Annotated in this window: 27 protein-coding genes; 21 read left to right on the top strand and 6 right to left on the bottom strand. The window is 68.0% G+C overall.

The window, feature by feature from the left end; translation table 11 throughout:
* The first annotated feature begins 1 nt into the window (after position 1).
* Complete coding sequence (locus J3A72_RS19570) at positions 2 to 1,027, top strand: phosphotransferase (protein ID WP_014646249.1); 1,026 nt, start codon at positions 2 to 4, stop codon at positions 1,025 to 1,027.
* Positions 1,024 to 1,734, top strand: a complete 711-nt coding sequence (gene murU / locus J3A72_RS19575) for an N-acetylmuramate alpha-1-phosphate uridylyltransferase MurU (RefSeq protein WP_075077020.1) — start codon at positions 1,024 to 1,026, stop codon at positions 1,732 to 1,734. Before J3A72_RS19570 ends, murU begins: the two co-directional genes overlap by 4 nt.
* Positions 1,735 to 2,262: 528 nt before the next feature.
* On the opposite strand, the gene hda is transcribed toward murU, so the two are convergent.
* Genes hda through J3A72_RS19590 form a run of 3 tightly spaced genes read right to left on the bottom strand, consistent with a single transcriptional unit; the run spans position 2,263 to position 5,275 of the window.
* A complete protein-coding gene (hda, locus tag J3A72_RS19580) occupies positions 2,263 to 2,970 on the bottom strand; it encodes a DnaA regulatory inactivator Hda (protein WP_014646247.1) in 708 nt (235 codons plus the stop codon).
* The gene (locus J3A72_RS19585; protein WP_053496371.1) at positions 2,970 to 4,139 is read right to left on the bottom strand and encodes an AI-2E family transporter; all 1,170 of its coding nucleotides are present in this window, start codon (positions 4,137 to 4,139) and stop codon (positions 2,970 to 2,972) included. Before J3A72_RS19585 ends, hda begins: the two co-directional genes overlap by 1 nt.
* The gene (locus J3A72_RS19590) at positions 4,136 to 5,275 is read right to left on the bottom strand and encodes a DUF2066 domain-containing protein (protein WP_075076689.1); all 1,140 of its coding nucleotides are present in this window, start codon (positions 5,273 to 5,275) and stop codon (positions 4,136 to 4,138) included. The genes J3A72_RS19585 and J3A72_RS19590 overlap by 4 nt, the downstream gene beginning before the upstream one ends.
* A 99-nt stretch (positions 5,276 to 5,374) precedes the next feature.
* Here J3A72_RS19590 and purM point away from each other — a divergent pair, with 99 nt between their 5' ends.
* The 7 genes from purM (at position 5,375) to J3A72_RS19625 (ending at position 10,310) form a co-directional block, all read left to right on the top strand.
* Entirely contained in the window at positions 5,375 to 6,433 is a 1,059-nt protein-coding gene (gene purM / locus J3A72_RS19595; protein WP_014646244.1) for a phosphoribosylformylglycinamidine cyclo-ligase, read from the top strand.
* Between the two features lie 21 nt (positions 6,434 to 6,454).
* Positions 6,455 to 6,943, top strand: a complete 489-nt coding sequence (locus J3A72_RS19600) for a hypothetical protein (protein ID WP_032957615.1) — start codon at positions 6,455 to 6,457, stop codon at positions 6,941 to 6,943.
* Positions 6,940 to 7,362: a hypothetical protein gene (locus tag J3A72_RS19605; protein WP_075076688.1), complete on the top strand. Its 423-nt coding sequence runs from the start codon at positions 6,940 to 6,942 to the stop codon at positions 7,360 to 7,362. The genes J3A72_RS19600 and J3A72_RS19605 overlap by 4 nt, the downstream gene beginning before the upstream one ends.
* A gap of 41 nt (positions 7,363 to 7,403) precedes the next feature.
* Complete coding sequence (locus J3A72_RS19610) at positions 7,404 to 8,066, top strand: DUF2238 domain-containing protein (RefSeq protein ID WP_075076687.1); 663 nt, start codon at positions 7,404 to 7,406, stop codon at positions 8,064 to 8,066.
* Positions 8,063 to 8,722: a phosphoribosylglycinamide formyltransferase gene (gene purN / locus J3A72_RS19615; RefSeq protein WP_075076686.1), complete on the top strand. Its 660-nt coding sequence runs from the start codon at positions 8,063 to 8,065 to the stop codon at positions 8,720 to 8,722. The genes J3A72_RS19610 and purN overlap by 4 nt, the downstream gene beginning before the upstream one ends.
* 68 nt (positions 8,723 to 8,790) lie before the next feature.
* Positions 8,791 to 9,624 (top strand): DUF3108 domain-containing protein, encoded by an 834-nt coding sequence (locus J3A72_RS19620; protein WP_075076685.1) that lies wholly within the window; start codon positions 8,791 to 8,793, stop codon positions 9,622 to 9,624.
* A 2-nt stretch (positions 9,625 to 9,626) separates the two neighbouring features.
* A complete protein-coding gene (locus J3A72_RS19625) occupies positions 9,627 to 10,310 on the top strand; it encodes a DUF3108 domain-containing protein (RefSeq protein WP_014036249.1) in 684 nt (227 codons plus the stop codon).
* 139 nt (positions 10,311 to 10,449) lie between these two features.
* Here the strand turns inward: J3A72_RS19625 and J3A72_RS19630 are convergent, their stop codons facing one another.
* From J3A72_RS19630 to J3A72_RS19640, 3 genes are read right to left on the bottom strand one after another with little or no spacing between them, the layout of a single operon-like run.
* Positions 10,450 to 10,767 carry a hypothetical protein gene (locus J3A72_RS19630; protein ID WP_032957609.1) on the bottom strand — a complete coding sequence of 106 codons (318 nt, stop codon included), beginning with the start codon at positions 10,765 to 10,767 and terminating at the stop codon, positions 10,450 to 10,452.
* Complete coding sequence (murA, locus tag J3A72_RS19635; RefSeq protein WP_014646237.1) at positions 10,764 to 12,035, bottom strand: UDP-N-acetylglucosamine 1-carboxyvinyltransferase; 1,272 nt, start codon at positions 12,033 to 12,035, stop codon at positions 10,764 to 10,766. Before murA ends, J3A72_RS19630 begins: the two co-directional genes overlap by 4 nt.
* A gap of 21 nt (positions 12,036 to 12,056) precedes the next feature.
* Positions 12,057 to 12,287, bottom strand: coding sequence for a BolA family protein (locus tag J3A72_RS19640; RefSeq protein ID WP_005408396.1), 231 nt, complete (start codon positions 12,285 to 12,287; stop codon positions 12,057 to 12,059).
* Between the two features lie 54 nt (positions 12,288 to 12,341).
* Between J3A72_RS19640 and J3A72_RS19645 the strand changes: the two genes are divergently transcribed.
* The 12 genes from J3A72_RS19645 to J3A72_RS19700 all read left to right on the top strand — a co-directional run bounded on the left by J3A72_RS19645 (position 12,342) and on the right by J3A72_RS19700 (position 21,242).
* The gene (locus J3A72_RS19645; protein WP_014646236.1) at positions 12,342 to 13,343 is read left to right on the top strand and encodes a KpsF/GutQ family sugar-phosphate isomerase; all 1,002 of its coding nucleotides are present in this window, start codon (positions 12,342 to 12,344) and stop codon (positions 13,341 to 13,343) included.
* Between the two features lie 67 nt (positions 13,344 to 13,410).
* Positions 13,411 to 13,959, top strand: coding sequence for an HAD hydrolase family protein (locus J3A72_RS19650; protein ID WP_075076684.1), 549 nt, complete (start codon positions 13,411 to 13,413; stop codon positions 13,957 to 13,959).
* Positions 13,956 to 14,531, top strand: a complete 576-nt coding sequence (lptC, locus tag J3A72_RS19655; protein WP_075076683.1) for an LPS export ABC transporter periplasmic protein LptC — start codon at positions 13,956 to 13,958, stop codon at positions 14,529 to 14,531. The genes J3A72_RS19650 and lptC overlap by 4 nt, the downstream gene beginning before the upstream one ends.
* A gap of 101 nt (positions 14,532 to 14,632) precedes the next feature.
* Positions 14,633 to 15,199, top strand: coding sequence for a lipopolysaccharide transport periplasmic protein LptA (gene lptA, locus J3A72_RS19660; RefSeq protein ID WP_032959333.1), 567 nt, complete (start codon positions 14,633 to 14,635; stop codon positions 15,197 to 15,199).
* Complete coding sequence (gene lptB / locus J3A72_RS19665; RefSeq protein ID WP_005415558.1) at positions 15,199 to 15,918, top strand: LPS export ABC transporter ATP-binding protein; 720 nt, start codon at positions 15,199 to 15,201, stop codon at positions 15,916 to 15,918. Before lptA ends, lptB begins: the two co-directional genes overlap by 1 nt.
* Before the next feature lie 40 nt (positions 15,919 to 15,958).
* Positions 15,959 to 17,380: an RNA polymerase factor sigma-54 gene (locus J3A72_RS19670; protein WP_014646233.1), complete on the top strand. Its 1,422-nt coding sequence runs from the start codon at positions 15,959 to 15,961 to the stop codon at positions 17,378 to 17,380.
* A gap of 58 nt (positions 17,381 to 17,438) precedes the next feature.
* On the top strand, positions 17,439 to 17,756 hold the full coding sequence (gene raiA / locus J3A72_RS19675) for a ribosome-associated translation inhibitor RaiA (RefSeq protein ID WP_005415556.1): 318 nt from the start codon (positions 17,439 to 17,441) through the stop codon (positions 17,754 to 17,756).
* Between the two features lie 21 nt (positions 17,757 to 17,777).
* A complete protein-coding gene (locus J3A72_RS19680; protein WP_032130191.1) occupies positions 17,778 to 18,230 on the top strand; it encodes a PTS sugar transporter subunit IIA in 453 nt (150 codons plus the stop codon).
* Positions 18,227 to 19,177 (top strand): HPr(Ser) kinase/phosphatase, encoded by a 951-nt coding sequence (hprK, locus tag J3A72_RS19685; RefSeq protein WP_005408388.1) that lies wholly within the window; start codon positions 18,227 to 18,229, stop codon positions 19,175 to 19,177. Before J3A72_RS19680 ends, hprK begins: the two co-directional genes overlap by 4 nt.
* A 27-nt stretch (positions 19,178 to 19,204) precedes the next feature.
* The gene (rapZ, locus tag J3A72_RS19690; RefSeq protein ID WP_014646231.1) at positions 19,205 to 20,089 is read left to right on the top strand and encodes an RNase adapter RapZ; all 885 of its coding nucleotides are present in this window, start codon (positions 19,205 to 19,207) and stop codon (positions 20,087 to 20,089) included.
* Between the two features lie 498 nt (positions 20,090 to 20,587).
* Positions 20,588 to 20,980: a PTS fructose IIA component family protein gene (locus J3A72_RS19695; protein ID WP_032958481.1), complete on the top strand. Its 393-nt coding sequence runs from the start codon at positions 20,588 to 20,590 to the stop codon at positions 20,978 to 20,980.
* The gene (locus J3A72_RS19700; RefSeq protein ID WP_005408385.1) at positions 20,973 to 21,242 is read left to right on the top strand and encodes an HPr family phosphocarrier protein; all 270 of its coding nucleotides are present in this window, start codon (positions 20,973 to 20,975) and stop codon (positions 21,240 to 21,242) included. Before J3A72_RS19695 ends, J3A72_RS19700 begins: the two co-directional genes overlap by 8 nt.
* Position 21,243: the final 1 nt, after the last annotated feature.

A 21,243-nucleotide genomic window follows, 5' to 3' on the forward strand; every position in this document is an offset into this window, starting at 1 on the left:
CATGACCGAACCCGCCTCCGATCCCCAGCGCAGCGCGCAGCGCCTGCAGTGGGCCCGTACCCAGCTCGATGATGCCAATGCGGTGGTCGAACGCGCTTCGGTTGACGCCGGCATGCGCAGCTACTGGCGCACCACCAGCACGCGCGGCAGCCACATCGTGATGGACGCCCCGCCGGGGCTGGAAGATCCGCGGCCGTGGCTGCGCATGCGCGGCCTGCTGCACGACAACGGTCTGCGCGTGCCCATGCTGCTCGCGCAGGACCTGGATGCCGGCTTCCTGCTGCTGGAAGATCTCGGCGGCCCGACCCTGGCCAGGATCCTCGACGAGCGCAACGCTGACGAATGGTTCGGTCGTTCGATCGAGCAGCTGCTGCGCCTGCAGGCGATCCCGGTGCCGGCCGACTTCGGCCAGTTCGGCGAAGCACTGCTGCAGCGCGATGCCGGCCTGTTCGACGAATGGTTCCTGCAGCGCCACCTGAACCTTGAACTGGACTGCGGCGAGATCGAAGGCCTGCAGCTGGTGCATCGCCGCCTGATGGACAACGCGCTGGGCCAGGCCCAGCTGATGACCCACCGCGACTACATGCCGCGCAACCTGATGCCGGTCGACGACGGCCCCGCGGTCCTGGATTTCCAGGACCTGGTGCGCGGCCCGATCGCCTACGATGCGGTGAGCCTGTTCAAGGACGCCTTCCTGAGCTGGCCACTGCAACGCGTGGACGAATGGCTGGCGCAGTATCACGAGCGCGCCCGCGACACCGGCCTGCCGGTGCCCGACCGCGCCACCTTCCTGCGCGATGCCGACTGGATGGGCATCCAGCGCCACGTGAAGATCCTGGGCCTGTTCTGCCGGCTGCGTTACCGCGACAACAAGGGCCATTACCTCGACGACGCACCGCGCTTCATCACCTATCTGGATGAAGTGCTGCCGCGCTACCGCGAGCTGGCACCGCTGCAGCAGCTGCTGGACGACCGCATCAAGCCGGCGCTGGCCGAGCTGGGCGCGCCGATGCGCGTGGCCCGATGAAGGCGCTGGTCTTTGCCGCCGGCCTCGGCGAGCGCATGCGCCCGCTGACCCTGCACACGCCCAAGCCGCTGCTGGAAGTGGCTGGCAAGCCGTTGATCGTCTGGCACCTGGAACGCCTGGCCGCACTCGGCGTGCGCGAGGTGGTGGTCAACACCGCATGGCTGGCCGAACAGTTCCCGGCGACGCTTGGCGATGGCAGCCAGTGGGGCCTGCGCCTGCATTTCCTGTACGAAGGGCAGACCCCGCTGGAAACCGGCGGCGGCATCCTCAACGCCCTGCCGGTGCTGGGCGATGCCCCGTTCCTGGTAGTGAACGGCGACATCTGGACCGATTTCGATTTCGCCACGCTGCCGCGCGAGCCGCAGGGCCAGGCGCACCTGGTGCTGGTCGACAATCCGGTTCAGCACCCGAATGGTGACTACCGCCTGGATGCACAGGGGTTCCTGCACCACGACCGCGAAGGACCATGCCTGACCTATGCCGGCATCGGCGTGTACCGTCCTTCGATCGTGGCCGACTGGCGCGCGGTGATCGGCGATGCGCCGGGCAGCGAGCGGCTGCCACCGAAGTTCTCGGTGGTGCCGCTGCAGAAGCACTTCATGGCGCAGGGGTTGATGACCGGGCAGCACCATCGCGGACGCTGGACCGACGTCGGCACCGTGGATCGCCTGCGCGCGCTGGATGCGGAGTTGGCGGCGAACGACTGAGCCCCTCGTGGTTGGTCGCGTAGAGTCGACTGTTAGTCGACTGGCATTGTGAGCTGGCCGGGCGGGGTGGATTCGCGGGGGACGCCGTGAACCCGTCCCTGGGGGCTTGGCCGCGGCATCCATGCCGCGGACACCCCCGCGAATCCACCCCGCCCGGCCCCTGACAGTTTCCGTGCGCGTCCAGCCACGGAAGAAAGAAAGAAAATCAAAAGCGGATCGCTTCGCTGCGCTCGCTCTGGTGACGACCAACGGTCGTCACCCACCATAAGCAAGACACGTATCGACCAAGGTCGACACCCACCAACAGCAGTGCAGTACAGAGACCAGGCAGATCGCGGGAACCTGTCGAAGGCGGGGCGCTGTGGGCTTGCGGGGTGTGAGCCGCATGGATGCGGCGACCAAGCCCCCAGGGACGGGTTTACGGCGGCCCCGCAAGCCCACAGCGCCCCGCCTCCCCTCAGGAAGCCAGCTTTTGACGTTGACGTTGCTTCTGCGGGTGCAGGGCGCAGCCCTGCCGAACAACATCGCTCAGTAACGAGGCCGGCCTTCTTCCAGCACCTGGCGCAGGAACGGCACGGTGATCCGCCGCTTCGCCGCCAGCGATTCGCGGTCCAGCCAGTCCAGCAGGGTGATCAATCCACCCAGCTCACGGCCGGTGTGCGACAGCAGCCACTCGATGGCCGCTTCGTCGATGGCCAGGCCGCGTCGCAGTGCACGCTCGCGCAGCACGGCCGCCCGCCCTTCCTCATCCAGCGGCTGCAGCAGCACGCGTACGCACTGGCCCAGCCGCGAGCGCAGGTCCGGCAGCACCAGGCCCAGTTCGCCCGGCGCCTTCTGTGCCGTGTACAGCACGGTCACGCCCGCAGCGCGCGCACGGTTGTGGAAATCGAACAGCGCGATCTCATCCTCGCGGTTGCCGGCAACCTCGTCCAGGCCGTCCAGCGCCACCAGTTCGCGCGCTTCCAGCCCATCAAGCGCCGCACGGACACGGCCGGCGGCGCTGGCCAGCGGCACGTACGTCGGCAACCGTCCGGCCTGCTCGGCGCTGGAGCACATCGCCAGCGCCTGGTGGGTCTTGCCGGTTCCCGCCGCACCTTCCAGGTAGACCCAGTCGTGGCTGGCGCCAACCGCGATCGCGCGCAGCTGCGCCAGCGCGCCATCCGGCGCGCCGATGAAGGTCTCCAGGCGCTGGTCCCGCGGGTAATGCAGGGCCAGCGGCAGTTGCGGCACACCCATCACTTCAGGTCGGGGCCCTTGTCGTCCGGAACGATGATATGGGGCGCGTCGACCACGCCATCAAGCACGATCGCCGGCTTCTCGCCCACGTACAGTTCGCTCTGCCGATAGCGCTGGTGGGCATAGCGCAGCAGCACGTTGGTCACCGCCGCTACCGGCAGCGCCAGCAGCATGCCGAGGAAGCCGAACAGCTGGCCGCCGGCCATCACCGCGAAGATCACCGCCACCGGGTGCAGGCCGATCTTGTCGCCGACGATGCGCGGGGTCAGCACGTAGCTTTCCAGCAGCTGACCCACGGTGAACACCACGCCGACCAGGATCAGCAGCTTCAGGTCGAAGCCCTGCGCCTGCACCAGCGCGGCGATCACCGCCATCAGCACGCCGGTGGTCGCGCCCAGGTACGGGATGAAGCTGATCAGGCCGGCAATCAGGCCGATCAGCAGGCCCAGCTTGAGGCCGACCAGCGACAGGCCACCGGCGTAGATCACGCCCAATGCCAGCATCACCAGGAACTGGCCGCGGATGAACGCCCCCAGCACTTCGTTGGACTCACGCGCCAGCGCGCTGATGGTGCCGATGTGGTTGCGCGGGATCACCGAGGCCACCCGCTCAACCAGCTTGTCCCAGTCGCGCAGGAAGTAGAACGCCAGGATCGGCAGCAGCAGGATGTTGACCACCCAGGTCACCATCGCAAAGCCCGAACGCGACACGTAGCCCATGAACGTGGTGGCGAAACCGCCGGCCTGCTGCCAATGGCTGCGCACCCATTCGATCAGGCGGTCCGGATCCAGCCACTGCATCACTTCCAGGCCGGTCTTGTGCTCGAACCAGGGGATGCCGGTCTGCATCAGCCACGCCTGCGCCTGCGGCGCGGCCGCGATCAGGGTGGTGATCTGGCGCTCGATCATCGGCACCAGCACCAGCAGCAGTGCCACGATCACCAGCACCATCGCTGCGAACACCAGCACCACGCCGGTCATGCGCGAGCGGCCGGTGGCCTCGATGCGGTCCACCAGCGGGTCACCCAGCCAGGCCAGCGCCAGTGCCAGCACGAACGGGGTCAGGATCGGCGCCAGCAGCCACACCACCCAGCCGATCAGGCCGGCGAACAGGATGTACTTCAGCCGGCGCAGGAACTGCGCGATTTCAGCTTCCGGGCTCAGGATCATCGCAGGCGGTACTCGTTGCTGACCGGCGCGGCCACCGGGGCACCGGTGGTGTCATCGATCGGGGTCGGCAGGGCCGGCAGCGGCGCGCTTGGCACCAGCACGCCGTTGTCGCCAAGCATGCGGTTGAAGCCGGCCAGGCCGGTGGTCATCTCCACGCTCAGCTCCAGTTGGCCGGCCGAGGCGTGCAGCGGGGTGACGTTGCGCACCACCGGCACCTCGCGCAGGCCAGCGGCCAGCCGCAGGTAGTCATCGGCGCTGTTGATGCCGGTGACCACCACGCGGTAGGTGCCGGCCTGGCCGACGGCCACGCCGGCCTTGGCATAGCGCTTGACCAGCGCATCGGCGGCACCGTCGGCACCGGCGGCCATCGCGCGCATGGCGTTGGCGTCCTTGCTGGTCCACTTGTTCAGTTCGCGGCCGTTGTCGACGAACACCCAGTCCGCCTGCCAGCCACCGTTGGCGCGGTAAAGCTTGCCGATCAGCTGCATCGGCGGCGAGTAGCGCGAGGAGGCACGGGCCACGGCGGCGCTGTCCTGGCGCCAGATGGCACCGGCCAGGGCCTGTTCGGCAGCACCGCCGCTGGGCAGGCCCAGCTTGTAACCCCGCTCGATGGCGCGGTTCAGCAGCGGGCGGGCGGCATTGGCCTGCTGCACGCTGACCAGGCGCGGGCCACTGCCGTCGTCGACGGCCAGCCACAGCACCGGCTTCGGTCGCGGCTGCGGCCACAGCGGCAGGCCCAGCGCCGAGACCAGCGAATCGACGTCATCCTCGCGGAAGCGGGCCACCAGCAGGGTCCGGAAGCTCGGTGCGCCGCTGGCACCCACGCTCTGGTCCTGCTTGTAGTCGTAGCTGGCCACGTAGTCCTTGGCATTGCGCAGCGCCTGCACCACGCCGGGGCGTGACATCACGTTGCGGTCGCCGGACAGCTTGCCCAGCACCACGCTCAGGGCACGGGCCAGGGCACCGTTGCGATCGGCCTCGGCCTGGCTGTTGACGGGCACTTCGGCCTCGTAGGCCCCCGAAGCGGTGGCGACATCTCCCTCGGTGCGCAGGCCGCTCTGGGCCATCGTGGCCACCGGCAGGCTCAGTGCAAGGAGCAGGGTCAGAATCAGGCTGCGGCGCATCAGGACATCCATTGGCTCGACGAATCCGGGGGAATTGTTGCCCGAATACGGCCTTTGCGCCAATGCGGCCTGTTAAAATCGCTCATTCAACCCCTGCCAGCGCCGACGCCCGTGACCAACACCCCGTCTTCCGCCCCTTCCCCCCTCACCTACCGTGACGCGGGTGTCGACATCGACGCCGGCAACGCGCTGGTCGAGCGGATCAAGCCCCTGGTCAAGCGCAGCTTCCGCCCGGAAGTGATGGGCGGCCTGGGCGGCTTCGGCGCCCTGTTCGACCTGTCCAACAAGTACCGCGAGCCGGTGCTGGTGTCGGGTACCGATGGCGTGGGCACCAAGCTGAAGCTGGCCCACCAGCTGAACCGCCACGATACGATCGGCATCGACCTGGTCGCCATGTGCGTGAACGACGTGCTGGTGCAGGGTGCCGAGCCGCTGTTCTTCCTGGACTACTTCGCCACCGGCAAGCTGGACATCGACACCGCCGCAGCGGTCGTGGGCGGCATCGCCAACGGCTGCACCGAGGCCGGCTGCGCGCTGATCGGCGGCGAAACCGCTGAAATGCCCGACATGTATGCCCCGGGCGAGTACGACCTGGCCGGCTTCACGGTCGCCGCAGTCGAGAAGAGCGAGCTGAAGGACGGCGCCAGCGTGGCCGCCGGCGACGTGCTGATCGGCATCGCCTCGTCCGGTCCGCACTCCAACGGCTACTCGCTGGTGCGCCGCATCTACGACCGCGCCGGCCGCCCGGCCGACCTGGAGCTGGAGGGCGGCGTGAAGCTGGTCGACGCGCTGATGGCACCGACCCGCCTGTACGTGAAGCCGATCCTGGCACTGCTGAAGTCGCACGGCGAGGCCATCCACGGCATGGCCCACATCACCGGTGGCGGCCTGACCGAGAACATCATCCGCGTGGTGCCCGACGGCCTCGGCCTGGACATCCAGGCATCGTCCTGGACCCTGCCGCCGGTGTTCCAGTGGCTGCAGAAGGAAGGCGCCGTGGCCGACAGCGAGATGTGGCGCACCTTCAACTGCGGCATCGGCTTCGTGCTGATCGTGGCAGCCGACCAGGTCGCCGCCGTGTCCGAGGCGGTCAAGGCGCAGGGCCTGGACCACTGGACCATCGGCCAGGTGGTCACTGCTGAAGGCGCCGAGCGCGTCCACATCGGCTGAACCCGGCCCCGAGGAGCCCGCATGGACGCAATGCCCCCGCTGCCCCCTACCCCCGTGCCGCCGCCAACGACGGCGGTACCGGCGTTCAGCCCCCAGGACGCCGACCACCTGCGCATGCTGTCAATCGCGCACTACGTGGTCGGCGGCCTGATCGCGCTGTTCTCGCTGATCTTCATCGTCCACATCGTGCTCGGCGTCACCGCGCTCACCGGCAACCTGCCGATGAACTCCGGCGGCCAGCCCTCGTCGCCGGCCGAACAGCGCGTGTTCGGCTGGATGTTCGTCGTGATCGGCTGTGTCATCGTGTTCGGTGGCGTCACCCTGGGCGCGTTCGTGGCCTACGCCGGCCGTTGCCTGGCCCGCCGCCGCCGCTACCTGCTGTGCCTGATCGTGGCCGGGCTGGCCTGTCTGTTCACGCCGATCGGTACCGTGCTGGGAGTACTCAGCCTGATCACGCTGCTGCGTCCGCAGGTCAAGGCCGCGTTCGACACAGCGGGCACGGCGGCATGACGAGCCCGGGCGCACCTCCGCCGCTGCCGCAGCAGACCCTGGCGCACCTTCAGCTGGGCAGCCACCTGCAGACGCTGAAGGTGCTGTTCTACGCGCTGGCGGGTTTCCACTGGGTGGCCGCGCTGGCCTTCCTCGGCTTCATCGGCCTGGTTGCCAGCTCGCGCGGGCTGGACGATGGCGCGGTACTTGCCACCGTGTACGGCGCCGTTTCAGTGCTGGCTGCGGTGCTGGGCTTCGTGCAGCTGCACACCGCGCGCCTGCTGTCGCGTCGCACCGGGCTGGCCTGGTGCCAGCGCGCGGCCTGGCTGGCGGTGCTGGCCGGCCCGCTGGGCATGGCCCTGACCGCCTATGCCTGGGTGTTCCTGACCAAGCCTGACATGGCCGCACTGTTCGACCGTGGCGACCATCTCCGCGTCTGAGCTTGCCGGCAGACGCCCCGCCCTTTCCTGATCGACTCCCCATGTCCGCGCCTGCCCTCCCCACGACCGCTTCGCCCACCGCCTTCCGTTTCTCGCGCCCCAAGAAGCTGGCCTTCGCTGCCGTGCTGGCGGTATTCGCAATCAGCTGGATACACCCGCTGTGGCCCACCGAACAGGCCCTGCACAGCACCCTGACCGTGATCGGGCTGGCTGCCCTGCTGTGGGTCGACCGCCGGGGCGGCTGGCTGGGCAACGGCGCCTTCATCGCGATCTGCGGCTTCATCGCGCTGCACTGCGTGGCCGCCCGCTGGCTGTACTCCAACGTTCCCTACGACGCATGGGCGCAGGCGCTGACCGGCTGGTCGCCGAATGCGGCGTTCGGCTGGCAGCGCAATCATTTCGACCGCCTCATCCACTTCCTGTTCGGCGTCTGTTTCACGCCGGCACTGCTGCAGCTGGCGCGCCATGCGTGGCCGGCGCTGCGCCGCGGCCAGGCCTTCAGCCTGGCGGTGATGACGGTGATGTGCGCCAGCCTGGTGTACGAGTGGTTCGAATGGGCCATCGCGCTCGCCCTGTCGCCGGACGCCGCCGAGGCCTACAACGGGCAGCAGGGCGACATGTGGGACGCGCATGCCGACATGCTGATGGCCACCGTGGGCAGCCTGCTGACCTGGCCGCTGATCCGCCGGAGTACCCCGCAATGACCGCGCCTACCCGCATTGCCGTGCTTGCCTCCGGCCGCGGCAGCAATCTGCAGGCCATCCTCGATGCCATCGCCGCGGGCCGCCTGCGCGCCGAGGTCGTCGGCGTGTTTTCCGACCGCCCGGCCGCGGTCGCGCTGCAACGGGTCGGCGCCAACCTGCGCTGGGCGCATGCACCGAAGGAATTCGACGACCGCGCGGCCTACGAGCAGGCGCTGGGCGACGCGCTGGCCGCAGTTGCACCGGACTGGATCATCTGCGCCGGTTACATGCGCATCCTCGGCGCAGACTTCGTGCAGCGCTTCGATGGCCGCCTGGTCAACATCCACCCGTCGCTGCTGCCCTTGCACAAGGGGCTGGACACGCATGCGCGGGCACTGGATGCAGGCGATGCCGAGCACGGTGCCAGCGTGCACCTGGTCGTACCCGAGCTGGACGCCGGCGCCGTGCTGGCCCAGGTGCGGGTACCGGTGCTGCGCGGCGATGACGCCGACACGCTGGCCGCGCGTGTGCTGGCGGTGGAGCATCCCCTGCTGATCGCCACGCTGCAGCTGCTGTGCGCCGGCCGCCTGACTGAACGGGAGGGCCAGCCGCAACTGGACGGTCACCCCCTGTTTAGCCCGCTGGCCCTAGATTCCGCCGGGAACCTGAACCGGTAACGCCCACGCACACGCCCCGCTGACTGCGGGGCTGGCATCCTGCCCACCTCCTGCGGCTCCTCTCTTCCATGAAGACCACGACCCTGCTGTCCACTTCACTGCTGCTGTCGCTTGTCGTGCTTCCCGGCGTGGGTTGGGGCCAGGCGCAGGCGCCTGCCGCCTCGCCGGCTCCGGCTCCGGCGCCTGTACCAGCGGTGCAACCGCCGGCCGAAGCGGCGGCCCCCGCCCTGCCGGCCTTGGCGTGGGAACCGCCGCCGCTGCAGCCGTTCAGCGCCACCTACCAGGCCTTCTACAAAGGCAAGGAGGCCGGCGACGCCAGCATGCAGGTCACCCATACCGGCGGCAACCAGTGGCGGGTCGACATGCAGGTGGTCGGCCGCCGCGGCTTTGCCAGCGTGCTGGGCCTGAACATCGAGCAGAGCACGGTGTTCGAGGAGCGCGCCGGCACCTATGCACCGCTGAGCCAGAGCACGGTGCGCAAGGGCCTGTTCCTGGGCAAGAAGGCGGTCGGCACGTACAACTGGCAGGCCGGTACCGCGCAGTGGACCGGCGACGTCGAGAAGAAGCGTGCGCAGCCGATTCCGCTGCAGCCGGGCGACCAGAGCGCCCTGCTGATCAACCTGGCGATCATGCGGGATGCCCGTCCGGGTGCCACCATGCACTACCGCTACGTGGACATGGGCAAGGTCCGCCAGCACGACTACCAGGCCGCGCCGCAGACCGAGAACGTCGAGGTCGGCGACCTGTCCTACAACGCGCTGCGGGTCTACCGGACCAACGGCGGCAACAACGAAACCATCCTCTGGATCGCCAACGGTGTCCCCACCCCGGTGCGCATCCTGCAACGCGAAGACGGCGAAGACCGCGTCGATCTGCGCCTGATCGAATACCAAGGAGTCTGAGCATGAGCACCCTGACCCGCCCCCTCACCTGGATCGCTGCAGCCGCGCTGTCGGTGGCCAGCCTGCCGGCCATGGCCCTGCAGCCGTTCAAGGCCGATTACCTGGCCAGCTACATGGGCATGCAGGCCAATGGCAGCATGACGCTGAGCAGCGAGGGTGCCAACAAGTGGCGCTACACGCTGCAGGTGAAGAACCAGCTGGCCGACCTGAGCCAGAGCACCGTGTTCGAAGAAGTGCGCGGCCAGCTGCGCCCGCTCAGCAGCCAGGACCGTTCGGCGCTGCTGGTGAAGAAGCGCAACGTGCAGGCCAACTACAACTGGACCAGCAACCAGGCCACCTGGACCGGCGACATCAAGCCGGACCGCGCTGGACCTATCGCACTGAAATCCGGTGACATGGACGCGCTGCTGATCAACCTGGCGATCGCCCGTGACCTCGCCGCCGGCAAGCCGCTGACCTATCGCATGGTCGACGAAGGCCGCATCAAGAACATGACCTACCGCGTGATCGGCAAGGAGTCGATCACCGTGGGCGGCAAGAGCTACGAAGCGACCAAGGTCTCGCGTGCCGACGGCAACAAGGAGCTGATCGCCTGGATCGTGCCGGAGTTCCCGGTGCCGGCGCGCATGCTGCAGCGGGAGAACGACCGCGATGCGCTGGACCTGACCATCAAGGCGATGAACTGAGTGCCGGGGTCGGATCCCATCCCCTCGGGGATGGGCTCTGACCCCGGTTGTGTGGCTGGGGCCGGAGCCCTTTCCGATGGAAAGGGCTCCGACCCCAGGCCCCGCGAAAAGAAAACGCCCGCTTTCGCGGGCGTTTTTCTTACTTCTTTTCTTCGGCCGCCGCCGGCTTGAACTCGGTACGGCAGTCCACGCGGATCTGCTCGCCGGTGCTGCGCCAGACGAAGGTGCGGCAATGGCGGTTGCCGTCCTGGCTGTCATTCACCGCAACCGCATAGAACGACTCGATGATCTCGTCGCGCGAGACCGTGCCATCGCCATTCCAGTCCATGTCCTTCTGCTCGATGCCCTGGGTGATGGCGATGTTGGCGTACCAGGCGTAGCCCAGCCACGCCAGCACGATCAGCACCAGCGCCAGCAGCGCCTTGCGACGCGGGCTGAACTTGCCGCGCAGGATCATGGCACGCGCCGGATGGTGGCACCGAGCGAAGACAGCTTCTCTTCGATGTTCTCGTAGCCACGGTCAAGGTGGTAGATGCGGTCGATGGTGGTCTCGCCGCTGGCCATCAGGCCGGCCAGGATCAGCGAGGCCGAGGCACGCAGGTCGGTGGCCATCACCGGTGCGCCACTCAGGTGCTCGCTGCCCCGCACGATGGCGGTGTGGCCTTCGACCTGGATGTCCGCGCCCAGGCGCAGCAACTCGTTGACGTGCATGAAACGGTTTTCGAAGATCGTTTCGTTGATCACGCCGACGCCGTCGGCCACGCAGTTGAGCGCCATGAACTGCGCCTGCATGTCGGTCGGGAACGCCGGGTACGGCGCAGTGGTCAGGTTGACCGCCTTCGGCCGCTTGCCCTGCATGTCCAGGGTGATGGTGTCGTCGGTGGTCTCGATCTTCGCACCGGCTTCGACCAGCTTGGACAGCACCGCGTCCATGGTGTTCGGGCGCGCACGGTTGACCGTGACCTTGCCGCCGGTCATCGCCGCAGCCACCAGGAAGGTGCCGGTCTCGATGCGGTCGGGCAGCACTTCATGGCGGCCGCCGGACAGGCGCTCGACGCCTTCGATGACCAGGCGGGCAGTGCCCAGGCCTTCGATCTTCGCGCCCAGCGCGATCAGGCAATGCGCCAGATCGGTCACTTCCGGTTCCATCGCACAGTTGTCGAGGATGGTGGTGCCTTCGGCCAGTACCGCGCCCATCAGCACGTTCTCGGTGCCGGTAACGCTGACCATGTCGAAGGTGAAATGGCCGCCCTTCAGGCGCTTGGCCGTGGCCTTGATGAAGCCGTTCTCGACCACGATCTCGGCGCCCAGCGCCTGCAGGCCCTTGATGTGCTGGTCGACCGGACGCGAGCCGATCGCGCAGCCGCCGGGCAGCGACACTTCCGCCGCGCCGAAGCGGGCCAGCAGCGGGCCCAGCACCAGGATCGAGGCGCGCATGGTCTTGACCAGCTCGTACGGGGCGACATGCTGGTTGACCGGACGCGGGTCGACCACGATCGCACTGCCGCGCGACAGCGTGCCCTGGTCGATGGTGACCTTGGCACCCAGTTCACCCAGCAGCTTCACCGTGGTGACCACATCGTGCAGGTGCGGCACGTTGGTGATCTCCACCGGCGCATCGGCCAGCAGGGTCGCGCAGAGAATGGGGAGGACGGCGTTCTTGGCGCCGGAGATGCTCACTTCACCGTGCAGCGCAGCGCCGCCGGTCACAACGATCTTGGCCATGTATTCGGGATCTTCTGCGGTTCAGCCGGCTTCGGCCGGGGTCACGGTTTTCAGCGCCAGCGCGTGGATCGCGCCGCCCATCAGGTCGCCCAGGGTGGCATAGACCATCCGGTGGCGGGCCAGCGGCATCTTGCCGGCAAAGGCCTCGCAGACCACGGTCGCTTCGAAATGCACGCCATCGTCGCCCTGCACGTCGGCGCGGGCGCCGGGCAGGCCGGTTTCGATCAGGTTGCGGATGGTGTCGGCGTCCAACGGGCTTTCCTAATAAAATGTGCCTCCATTCTACTTCCGCTGCGTGGCGTCCGCATGGCCGAATCCCTGTTGCCCCCCCGTTCCGTCGACCCTGCCGGCCTGGTCGCCAGCGGCCGCCGCGTCTTCGAGATCGAGCGGCAGGCGCTGGATGCCGTGGCCGACCGCCTCGGCGAGGCCTTCCAGCAGGCTTGCCAGGCGATCCTGGCCAGCCGCGGCCGGGTGGTCGCCACCGGCATGGGCAAGTCCGGGCACATCGCCCGCAAGATCGCCGCTACGCTGGCCTCCACCGGCACTCCCGCGTTCTACGTGCATCCGGGCGAAGCCGGCCATGGTGACCTGGGCATGATCACCGAGGCCGACGTGGTGCTGGCCCTGTCCTATTCGGGCGAATCGGACGAAGTGTTGATGCTGCTGCCGGTGCTCAAGCGCCAGGGCAACGTGCTGATTTCCATGACCGGCCGCCCGCAGTCCAGCCTGGCCACCGCCGCCGATATCCACCTGGACGTCAGCGTGCCGGCCGAGGCCTGCCCGCTGGCGCTGGCGCCGACCTCCAGCACCACCGCCTCGCTGGCGATGGGCGATGCGCTGGCCGTGGCCCTGCTCGACGCACGCGGCTTCACCGCCGACGATTTCGCCCGCTCGCACCCGGCCGGCAGCCTCGGCCGCCGCCTGCTGCTGCATATCACCGACGTCATGCACACCGGGGAGGACCTGCCCAGCGTGGGGGCCGACGCCAGCCTCAGCGAGGCGCTGGTCGAAATGAGCCGCAAGCGGCTGGGCATGACCGCCGTGGTCGATGCCGACGGTGTGCTGATCGGCCTGTTCACCGACGGTGACCTGCGCCGGGCGCTGGACAGCGCGCTGGACGTGCGTACCGCGAAGATCGCCGATGTGATGACCCGCAACCCACGTACCATCGGCGCCGACCAGCTGGCGGTGGAGGCTGCCCGGCTGATGGAGACCCACAAGATCACGGGCCTGATCGTGGTCGACGACCAGGGCCGGGCGGTCGGTGCCCTGAACATTCATGACCTGTTGCGGGCCCGGGTGGTTTAACCGACAGTCCGTAGACCCCATTCAGTCTGTACCGTCCCAACCCGAATCCACCGAGCCTGCCACCCTGATGCCCTGGTCCCCCCTGCCCGCCTTCCCCGCCCACCTGCATGCCGCCGCGGCCCGCGTCCGCTTGGCCTGCTTCGACGTGGACGGCACCCTCACCGACGGTCGGCTGTACTACGACAAGGACGGCAACGAGAGCAAGGCGTACTTCGTGCAGGATGGCCTGGGCCTGAAACTGCTGCAGCAGCACGGCATCCACCCCGTGCTGATCACCGCGCGCAACAGCCAGTCCGCGCTCAGGCGCGGCGCCGACCTCGGCATCGATACCCAGATCGCCGTGGGCGACAAGCTGGCCAGCGTGCAGGCGCTGTGTGCGCAGCACGGCATCGGCCTGGAGCAGGTGGCCTTCATGGGCGACGACCTGCCTGACCTGGCACCGCTGGCCGCGGTCGGCCTGGCGGTGGCGCCGGCCAACGCCCACCCGTGGATCGCCGAGCGCGTGCATTGGCAGACCCGCGCCGATGGCGGACGTGGTGCAGCCCGTGAGCTGTGTGACATCCTGCTGGCCGCGCAGGGACATGTGGACGCGGTCCTGGCGAGGTTCGGCGCATGAACCTGCCGAGCCTGAACTGGCGCACCCTGCTCGGCATCGGCCTGCTGCTGGCGGCCCTGCTCAGCAGCTGGGCGGCCCTGCGCAACCGCGACAAGGGTCCGGCCACTGCCGGCCAGGATGTCGGCGTGGACTACGTCCTGCACGACTTCCAGGTTGTCGCCCTGGATCAGCACGGCAAGGAATCGACCACCCTGCGCGCACCGTTGCTGGAGCGCCAGCGTGGCGACCAGACCATCAACATCGCCACGCCGCTGTTCGAGATGCCGGACAAGGATGGCAAGCACTGGACCCTGCGTGCCGAGACGGGCTGGCTCAGCGCCAAGGGCGACCAGATGAAGCTGCGCGGCAATGTCGCCGGCGACAGCCCGGCCGATCCGGGCGTGGTGCCGACCACCTTCCGCACCGACCACCTGGACGTGTTCCCGAAGGAGAACCGTGCCCGCACCGATGCGCTGGTCACCATGACCCGCCCCGGCATGGAACAGTCCGGCGTTGGCTTCGAGGTGGATTCGAAGAACAACACGTATCATTTCCTCAGCCAGTCCAAGGGCCGTTACACGCCCCGACGCTGATTCCGCCGCCCTCCTGCGACGTCCCCGGACAGGCGCAAGGCAGGCAGCCCACCCATCCGCCCCCGGTTTCCCGGGCGGCCCCACCGGTAGAACGGACCCCGATGAAGATTCCCTTTGCAGCCGTACTCGCGCTCGGTCTCCTTGTTCCCAGCGCTGCCTTTGCCAAGTCCACCGACCGCAACGAGAACATGAACATCGACTCCGGCGCGCAGTCGGGCGTGCTCACCGGCGATGGCAAGACCGTGCTCTCGCAGGGCGTGACCGTCACCCAGGGCTCGCTGGACATCCGCTCGTCCGAAGCCGAGATCTACCTGAAGGACGGCGAGGCCGTGCGTGCGGTGTTCACCGGCAAGCAGGCCACGATGAAGCAGCAGCTCGACGATGGCACCTGGATGGACGCGGTGGCTGATCGCATCGACTACGACATCAAGACCGAGATCATCACCCTGACCGGCAACTACAAGGTCACCAGCGCGCGCGGCACCAATGCCGGCCAGCGCATGGTCTACAACACCCGTAGCGGCGAAATGAATTCCGGTGGCGATGGCAGCCGCGTGCGCACCGTCATTCCGCCGAAGAACAAGAACGCGGCGGCACAGCCGGCGGCCACGCCCAAGGCGGCGGCGCCGGCCAGCACGTCGGCCAAGCCGGCCGGGAGCAAGAAGTAATGCTCGTCGCCAAGGGCCTGCGCAAGCGCTACAAGCAGCGCGAAGTCGTCAAGGACTTCGGGCTGACCCTCGACGCCGGTGAAGTGGTGGGCCTGCTCGGCCCCAACGGTGCCGGCAAGACCACCTGCTTCTACATGATCGTCGGCCTGGTCGCCGCCGATGCCGGCAGCATCGTGCTCGACGGCAAGGACATCACCAGCGATCCGATGTACACCCGTGCCAAGCAGGGCGTGGGCTACCTGCCGCAGGAGCCGTCGGTGTTCCGCAAGCTGACCGTGGCCGACAACCTCCGCCTGGTACTGGAGCTTCGCGAAGACCTGGATTCGGCCGGCCGCGAACGCGAATTGAACAGCCTGCTCGACGAATTGCAGCTGGGCCATGTGGCCGACCAGCTCGGCGCCAGCCTGTCCGGTGGCGAACGTCGTCGCTGCGAGATCGCCCGCGCACTGGCCGCGCAGCCGCGCCTGATCCTGCTCGACGAACCGTTTGCCGGTGTCGACCCGATCTCGGTGGGTGAAATCCAGCGCATCGTCACCCATCTCAAGCAGCGTGGCATCGGCGTGCTGATCACCGACCACAACGTGCGCGAGACCTTGGGAATCTGCGACCGCGCGTATATCCTCGCCGAGGGCACCGTGCTGGCCCAGGGCTCGCCGGAGGCGATCCTGGACAACGCCGACGTACGTCGCGTCTACCTTGGGGATTCCTTCAAGCTGTGACCGCAGGCGCCGGGTCCCTTTCCTTCCGTTCGGCACAGGCATGAAGACTCGGCTGCAGACATCGTTGGGACAACAGCTGGTGCTCACGCCCCAGCTGCAGCAGGCGATCAAGCTGCTGCAGATGTCCACGACCGAGCTGGAGCTTGAAATCGCCCAGGCCGTGGAGAGCAATCCGCTGCTGGACTGGGCCGACAGCAACGACAGCAGTGCCGCCAATGAGGCCAGCGACAGCACCGATGCCGACGCGCCCGCCGAACGCACCGACAACGGCGACGACTGGGCGCCGGCCGAACTCGACTGGAGTGCCGCCGGCAGTGGTGGCAGCTTCGACGATGACGATGACACCGGCAGTGCCGCCGAGCGCGTGGCGGAAACCGAGACGCTGGCCGACCACCTGCTGTGGCAGCTGCACCTGTCGCATCTTTCCACGCATGACCGCAGCATCGGCGCTGCACTGATCGATGCGCTGGACGACGATGGTTACCTGCGCGAACCGCTGGCCACCATCGCCGAAACCCTGCTGCCGGCGGTCCATGCCGGTGAGGATGAAATCCTCGCGGTGCTGCATCGCATCCAGCGTTTCGACCCGGTCGGCGTTGCCGCGCGCACGCTCGGCGAGTGCCTGCAGCTGCAGCTGGACGTGTTGCCTGCCGACACGCCGGGGCTGGCGCTGGCGCGACAGATTGCCGCAGGCCCGCTGGAACGGCTGCCGCGCAGTGGCGTCTCCGGGCTGGCGCATGAACTGAAACAGCCGCTGGACGAGGTCGAGACGGCGGTCGCGCTGCTGCGCTCGCTGGACCCGCGTCCGGGCACGCAGATCGCGCCGCTGTCGCAGGACACCTATGTGGTGCCCGACGTGGTGGTGTGGCGGCAGAACGGCATCTGGCGCGCAGCGCTGGCGGCCCATGCCGGGCCGAAGGTGGTGATCCACCGTGGCTACGAACAGCTGATCCGCCGCTGTGGCGAGGCCGACGCCGGCTACCTGCGCGGCCAGCTGCAGGAGGCGCGCTGGCTGCTGAAGGGCCTGCAGCAGCGCGGCGAAACCCTGCTGCGGGTGGTGCGCAGCCTGATCCTGCAACAGGCCGGCTTCCTCGAATTCGGCGAGCAGGCGCTGCGCCCGCTGACCCTGCGCGAGATCGCCGCCGAGCTGGGCCTGCACGAATCCACGGTGTCGCGCGCGATCGCCCGCAAGCACGTGCGCACGCCGCGCGGCACCCTGCCGCTGCGCGCCTTCTTCGCCTCGGGCATCGATACCGAAGGCGGTGGCGAGGCGTCCAGCACGGCCATCCAGGCGATGATCCGCCGCCTGATCGACGACGAGAACCCGCGCAAGCCGCTTTCTGACGCCAAGCTGGCTGACCTGCTCAAATCGTCGGGAATTCCAGTAGCGCGACGCACCGTGGCGAAGTATCGTGAAGCCATGAACATTTCCGCCTCGCACGAAAGGGTCAGAATCGCTTGACGCGCCGCCGCGCCCGGCGGAGAGGTTCATTGGCACATCCGAACACAGGAGAAACCCGATGCGCATCGAAACGTTTGGCAAAGACGTCGAAGTCACCCCGGCCCTGCAGTCCTATGTAGAGGAGAAGCTGGCCCGGATCGGAAAACACTTCGACCAGCACTGCGAAGCGCGGGTGACCCTCAAGCTGCAGAAGACCGAACACCACGTCGACGCCAGCCTCAACATTCCGGGGCAGACCCTGCACGCCGAGGCCGGCGGCCAGACCATGTATGCCGCGATCGACCTGCTTGCGGACAAGCTTGACCGCCTGGTCATCAAGCACAAGGAGAAAAAACAGCAGCACGCACCGCTGCCGGTGGGCGACAATGGTGGCTGATCGCCACCGTTCCCCGCAGACATGCCCCTGACTGACCTCCTGGCGGCCGTGCAGACCCAGCTCTGCACGGCCACCGACCGTGACAGCGTCCTGCAGGCCGCCGCCGGGTTGCTGGCCTGCCGCCAGGCCAACGCCGAACAGATCTATCTGAACCTGTGCCAGCGCGAAGCCCTGGGCAGCACCGCGATCGGCCACGGCATCGCCATTCCCCACGGCCGCGCGCCGACCCTGGACCGCCCCCGTGGCGCCCTGCTGCGACTGGCGACCCCGGTCGATTTCGGCGGCGACGAACCGGTGGACCTGGTGTTCGCGATGGCCGTCCCCGCCCACTACACCCACCAGCACCTGATGCTGCTGTCCGAGCTGGCCGAGCTGTTTTCCGCACCGGACATCCGCCAGGCCCTGCGCGAAGCCGGCGATGCCCGGGCGCTGCGCGAGGCGCTGGACATGACCCCACCTGCGAGTGCCGCATGAATACCAGCATCACCGCCCGTGAACTGTTCGAACAGCAGCGCGAGCGGCTGGGGCTGCGCTGGGCCGCTGGCAAATCCGGTGAGAAACGCGAGCTGGAGGCCGGCAACACGGTCTCGCGGCGTCCGTCGCTGGCCGGCTACCTCAATGCGATCTATCCCAACAAGGTGCAGATCCTGGGCACCGAGGAACTGTCCTGGCTGGACGCGCTGGAACCCCGCCAGCGTTGGGAGACCATCGAGAAGATCATGCAGTCGCATCCGCTGGCGCTGGTGCTGACCCGCAACCAGGCGTGCCCGGAAGACCTGCGCGCGGCCGCCGATGAATCCGGTACACCACTGTGGCTGTCGCCCAAGCGCGGCCACGAACTGCTCAACCACCTGTCCTACCACCTGGCGCGCACGCTGGCGCCGCGGGTGATCCTGCATGGCGTGTTCATGGAGATCTATTCCATCGGCGTGCTGATCACCGGTGAGGCCGGGTCGGGCAAGAGCGAGCTGGCGCTGGAGCTGCTAAGCCGCGGCCATCGCCTGGTGGCCGACGATGCGCCCGAATTCACCCAGATCGCCCCGGACGTGCTCGACGGTACCTGCCCCGAACTGCTGCAGGACCTGCTGGAAGTGCGCGGCCTGGGCGTGCTGAATGTGCGCGAGATGTTCGGCGACACGGCTGTAAAGAAGAACAAGTACCTTCGGCTGATCGTCCACCTGACCAAGCCGATGACCGAACCCACCCCGCATGGCTACGAGCGCCTGACCGGCGACTCGGGCACCCGCCATGTGCTGGACCTCGACGTTCCGCTGATCACCCTGCCGGTGATGCCCGGCCGCAACCTGGCCGTGCTGACCGAAGCCGCCACCCGCCTGCACATCCTGCGCACCAAGGGCATTGATCCGGCAGCGATGTTCATCGCCCGCCACAGCAATCTGCTGGAACGGCGAACACCCTGATTCCCCTGCCCCTCGAAGAGCCTGTCCATGAGCACCGCCACCCCCTCCGCCCCGACCCTGATCATCGTCAGCGGCCTGTCCGGCTCGGGTAAATCCGTCGCCCTGAAGACCTTCGAGGATCAGGACTACTACTGCTCGGACAACCTGCCGATCCACCTGCTGCCGGACTTCGTGCGCAGCCTGCTGGCCAACCACGATGGCAGCGCGCCGCGCCGGCTGGCGGTGGGCATCGACGTGCGCGGCCAGGCCGACCTGAGCCAGCTGGGCGACTGGCGGCAGCTGGCCACCGACGCCGGCGTGGAAGTGAAGGTGCTGTTCTTCGAGGCCAGCGACGAAACGGTGCTCAAGCGCTATGCCGACACCCGCCGCCGCCATCCGCTGAGCCAGCTGGGCCTGTCATTGCCCGAGGCGATCGCCCGCGAGCGCGAGCTGACCGCGCCATTGCGCCGCGAGGCCGATGCGGTGATCGATACCAGCAACCTCAACGTGCACCAACTGCGGCGGCGGATCATCACCGAGTTCGCGATGGACCATGCCACCGGCCTGTCGCTGCTGTTCGAATCATTCGCCTACAAGCGCGGTGTACCCGCCGAAGCGGACTTCGTGTTCGATGCGCGGGTGCTGCCCAATCCACACTGGGACCCGGACCTGCGTGCGCTCAGCGGCCGCGAACCGGGTGTACGCGACTACCTGGAAGCGCAACCGGACGTGCAGCGCTACCTGGCCCAGCTGATGGATTTCCTCGATACCTGGCTGCCGAAACTGGGTGATGGCACCCGCAGCTACGTGACCGTGGCGTTCGGCTGCACCGGCGGCAAGCACCGCTCGGTGTTCCTGGCCGAGCGCATGGCCCGGCATGCCCGCGAGATGGGCTGGCAGGACGTGGCGACGTACCACCGCGAACAGGATTGAGGGGGGCCGGCCGGGCTGCGCCCGGCACCCGTCGGTAGTGCCGGCCGCTGGCCGGCAACAGCAACAGCAACAGCAAAAGCGGCATTCCGTGGGATGGCGGGGCGGTGTGGGTAGGCAGGACACGCCGTGAACCCCCCTCCGGGGTCCGGCCCAGCCGCTGGCGGCTGGGCGTTCGGGCGCTTGCGAAGCAGTGCTTCGCAAGCAAAGCGCCCTCACCCATGGGGGCTCGATGGCGCCATCCATGGCGCCAACGGTCCTGCCTACCCACACCGCCCCGCCTCTGACAGATTCCGTGCGCTGCTGGTAGGTGTCGACCTTGGTCGACACGATGGATCCACACCATGCGTGGATGAATCGCTGCCAGGCATCGAAAAACGCATGGGGTCGGATCCCTTTTCCAGGGGAAAAGGGCTCTGACCCCGATAACGCTGAATACGGGACACAGTGCCCCTCATCTGCTGCTATCGCCGATTCACCTTGACCTGTTAACGTGCAGTAATGACCTGTGGCATTCTCCTCGTAACACATCCCGGGGTCGGGACCGCCCTGCTTGACGTGGCGACCCGGCTCCTGCGGCAATTGCCGCTGAAAACCGAAGCTTTCGAAGTACCGTTCGACGCAGACATGGACGCCCTGCTCCCGCTCGCCTCGGCCGCCCTGCGGCGGGTCGACAGTGGTGAGGGCGTGCTGATCCTGACCGACCTGTACGGCGCCAGCCCCGCCAACCTTGCAGGGCAGCTGGCCCGGCTGGGGACCCCGGTTCGCCGGGTGTCGGCACTGAGCCTGCCGATGTTGCTGCGGGTGATGAATTATCCGGAACAGGGACTGGATCAACTGCCCGCCACAGCCGCGGCGGGTACCCGTAATGGAGCGATAGTCGACGATGCTTGAACGAGAACTCACCGTCAGCAACCGCCTGGGCCTGCATGCCCGGGCCACCGCCAAGCTGGTGCAGACCCTGGCGCCGTTCCGCTGCAACGTGACCATGGCCGCCAAGGGCCGTGAGATCAACGCCAAGAGCATCATGGGCGTGATGCTGCTGGCCGCCGGCCAGGGCACTCCGGTCACTGTGCGCATCAACGGCGAAGATGAAGCCGCCGCGATGGAGGCGGTGGTCGGCCTGTTCGAACGCCGCTTCGACGAGGACAGCTGAG

Source organism: Stenotrophomonas sp. PvP093 (assembly GCF_017876915.1).
In the GTDB taxonomy this organism is placed as follows: domain Bacteria; phylum Pseudomonadota; class Gammaproteobacteria; order Xanthomonadales; family Xanthomonadaceae; genus Stenotrophomonas; species Stenotrophomonas muris.

Bases quoted from the DNA above. Each gene is read 5' to 3' on its own strand.
- J3A72_RS19695 (WP_032958481.1), top strand. From the start codon at position 20,588: ATGACCTGTGGCATTCTCCTCGTAACACATCCCGGGGTCGGGACCGCC.
- murA (WP_014646237.1), bottom strand. From the start codon at position 12,035: ATGGCCAAGATCGTTGTGACCGGCGGCGCTGCGCTGCACGGTGAAGTG.
- murU (WP_075077020.1), top strand. From the start codon at position 1,024: ATGAAGGCGCTGGTCTTTGCCGCCGGCCTCGGCGAGCGCATGCGCCCG.
- J3A72_RS19610 (WP_075076687.1), top strand. From the start codon at position 7,404: ATGTCCGCGCCTGCCCTCCCCACGACCGCTTCGCCCACCGCCTTCCGT.
- J3A72_RS19605 (WP_075076688.1), top strand. From the start codon at position 6,940: ATGACGAGCCCGGGCGCACCTCCGCCGCTGCCGCAGCAGACCCTGGCG.
- J3A72_RS19700 (WP_005408385.1), top strand. From the start codon at position 20,973: ATGCTTGAACGAGAACTCACCGTCAGCAACCGCCTGGGCCTGCATGCC.
- lptA (WP_032959333.1), top strand. From the start codon at position 14,633: ATGAAGATTCCCTTTGCAGCCGTACTCGCGCTCGGTCTCCTTGTTCCC.
- J3A72_RS19630 (WP_032957609.1), bottom strand. From the start codon at position 10,767: ATGATCCTGCGCGGCAAGTTCAGCCCGCGTCGCAAGGCGCTGCTGGCG.
- lptB (WP_005415558.1), top strand. From the start codon at position 15,199: ATGCTCGTCGCCAAGGGCCTGCGCAAGCGCTACAAGCAGCGCGAAGTC.
- J3A72_RS19585 (WP_053496371.1), bottom strand. From the start codon at position 4,139: ATGATCCTGAGCCCGGAAGCTGAAATCGCGCAGTTCCTGCGCCGGCTG.
- raiA (WP_005415556.1), top strand. From the start codon at position 17,439: ATGCGCATCGAAACGTTTGGCAAAGACGTCGAAGTCACCCCGGCCCTG.
- J3A72_RS19590 (WP_075076689.1), bottom strand. From the start codon at position 5,275: ATGGATGTCCTGATGCGCCGCAGCCTGATTCTGACCCTGCTCCTTGCA.
- J3A72_RS19670 (WP_014646233.1), top strand. From the start codon at position 15,959: ATGAAGACTCGGCTGCAGACATCGTTGGGACAACAGCTGGTGCTCACG.
- J3A72_RS19600 (WP_032957615.1), top strand. From the start codon at position 6,455: ATGGACGCAATGCCCCCGCTGCCCCCTACCCCCGTGCCGCCGCCAACG.
- J3A72_RS19620 (WP_075076685.1), top strand. From the start codon at position 8,791: ATGAAGACCACGACCCTGCTGTCCACTTCACTGCTGCTGTCGCTTGTC.
- hprK (WP_005408388.1), top strand. From the start codon at position 18,227: ATGAATACCAGCATCACCGCCCGTGAACTGTTCGAACAGCAGCGCGAG.
- J3A72_RS19680 (WP_032130191.1), top strand. From the start codon at position 17,778: ATGCCCCTGACTGACCTCCTGGCGGCCGTGCAGACCCAGCTCTGCACG.
- J3A72_RS19570 (WP_014646249.1), top strand. From the start codon at position 2: ATGACCGAACCCGCCTCCGATCCCCAGCGCAGCGCGCAGCGCCTGCAG.
- purN (WP_075076686.1), top strand. From the start codon at position 8,063: ATGACCGCGCCTACCCGCATTGCCGTGCTTGCCTCCGGCCGCGGCAGC.
- hda (WP_014646247.1), bottom strand. From the start codon at position 2,970: ATGGGTGTGCCGCAACTGCCGCTGGCCCTGCATTACCCGCGGGACCAG.
- lptC (WP_075076683.1), top strand. From the start codon at position 13,956: ATGAACCTGCCGAGCCTGAACTGGCGCACCCTGCTCGGCATCGGCCTG.
- J3A72_RS19625 (WP_014036249.1), top strand. From the start codon at position 9,627: ATGAGCACCCTGACCCGCCCCCTCACCTGGATCGCTGCAGCCGCGCTG.
- J3A72_RS19650 (WP_075076684.1), top strand. From the start codon at position 13,411: ATGCCCTGGTCCCCCCTGCCCGCCTTCCCCGCCCACCTGCATGCCGCC.
- J3A72_RS19645 (WP_014646236.1), top strand. From the start codon at position 12,342: ATGGCCGAATCCCTGTTGCCCCCCCGTTCCGTCGACCCTGCCGGCCTG.
- rapZ (WP_014646231.1), top strand. From the start codon at position 19,205: ATGAGCACCGCCACCCCCTCCGCCCCGACCCTGATCATCGTCAGCGGC.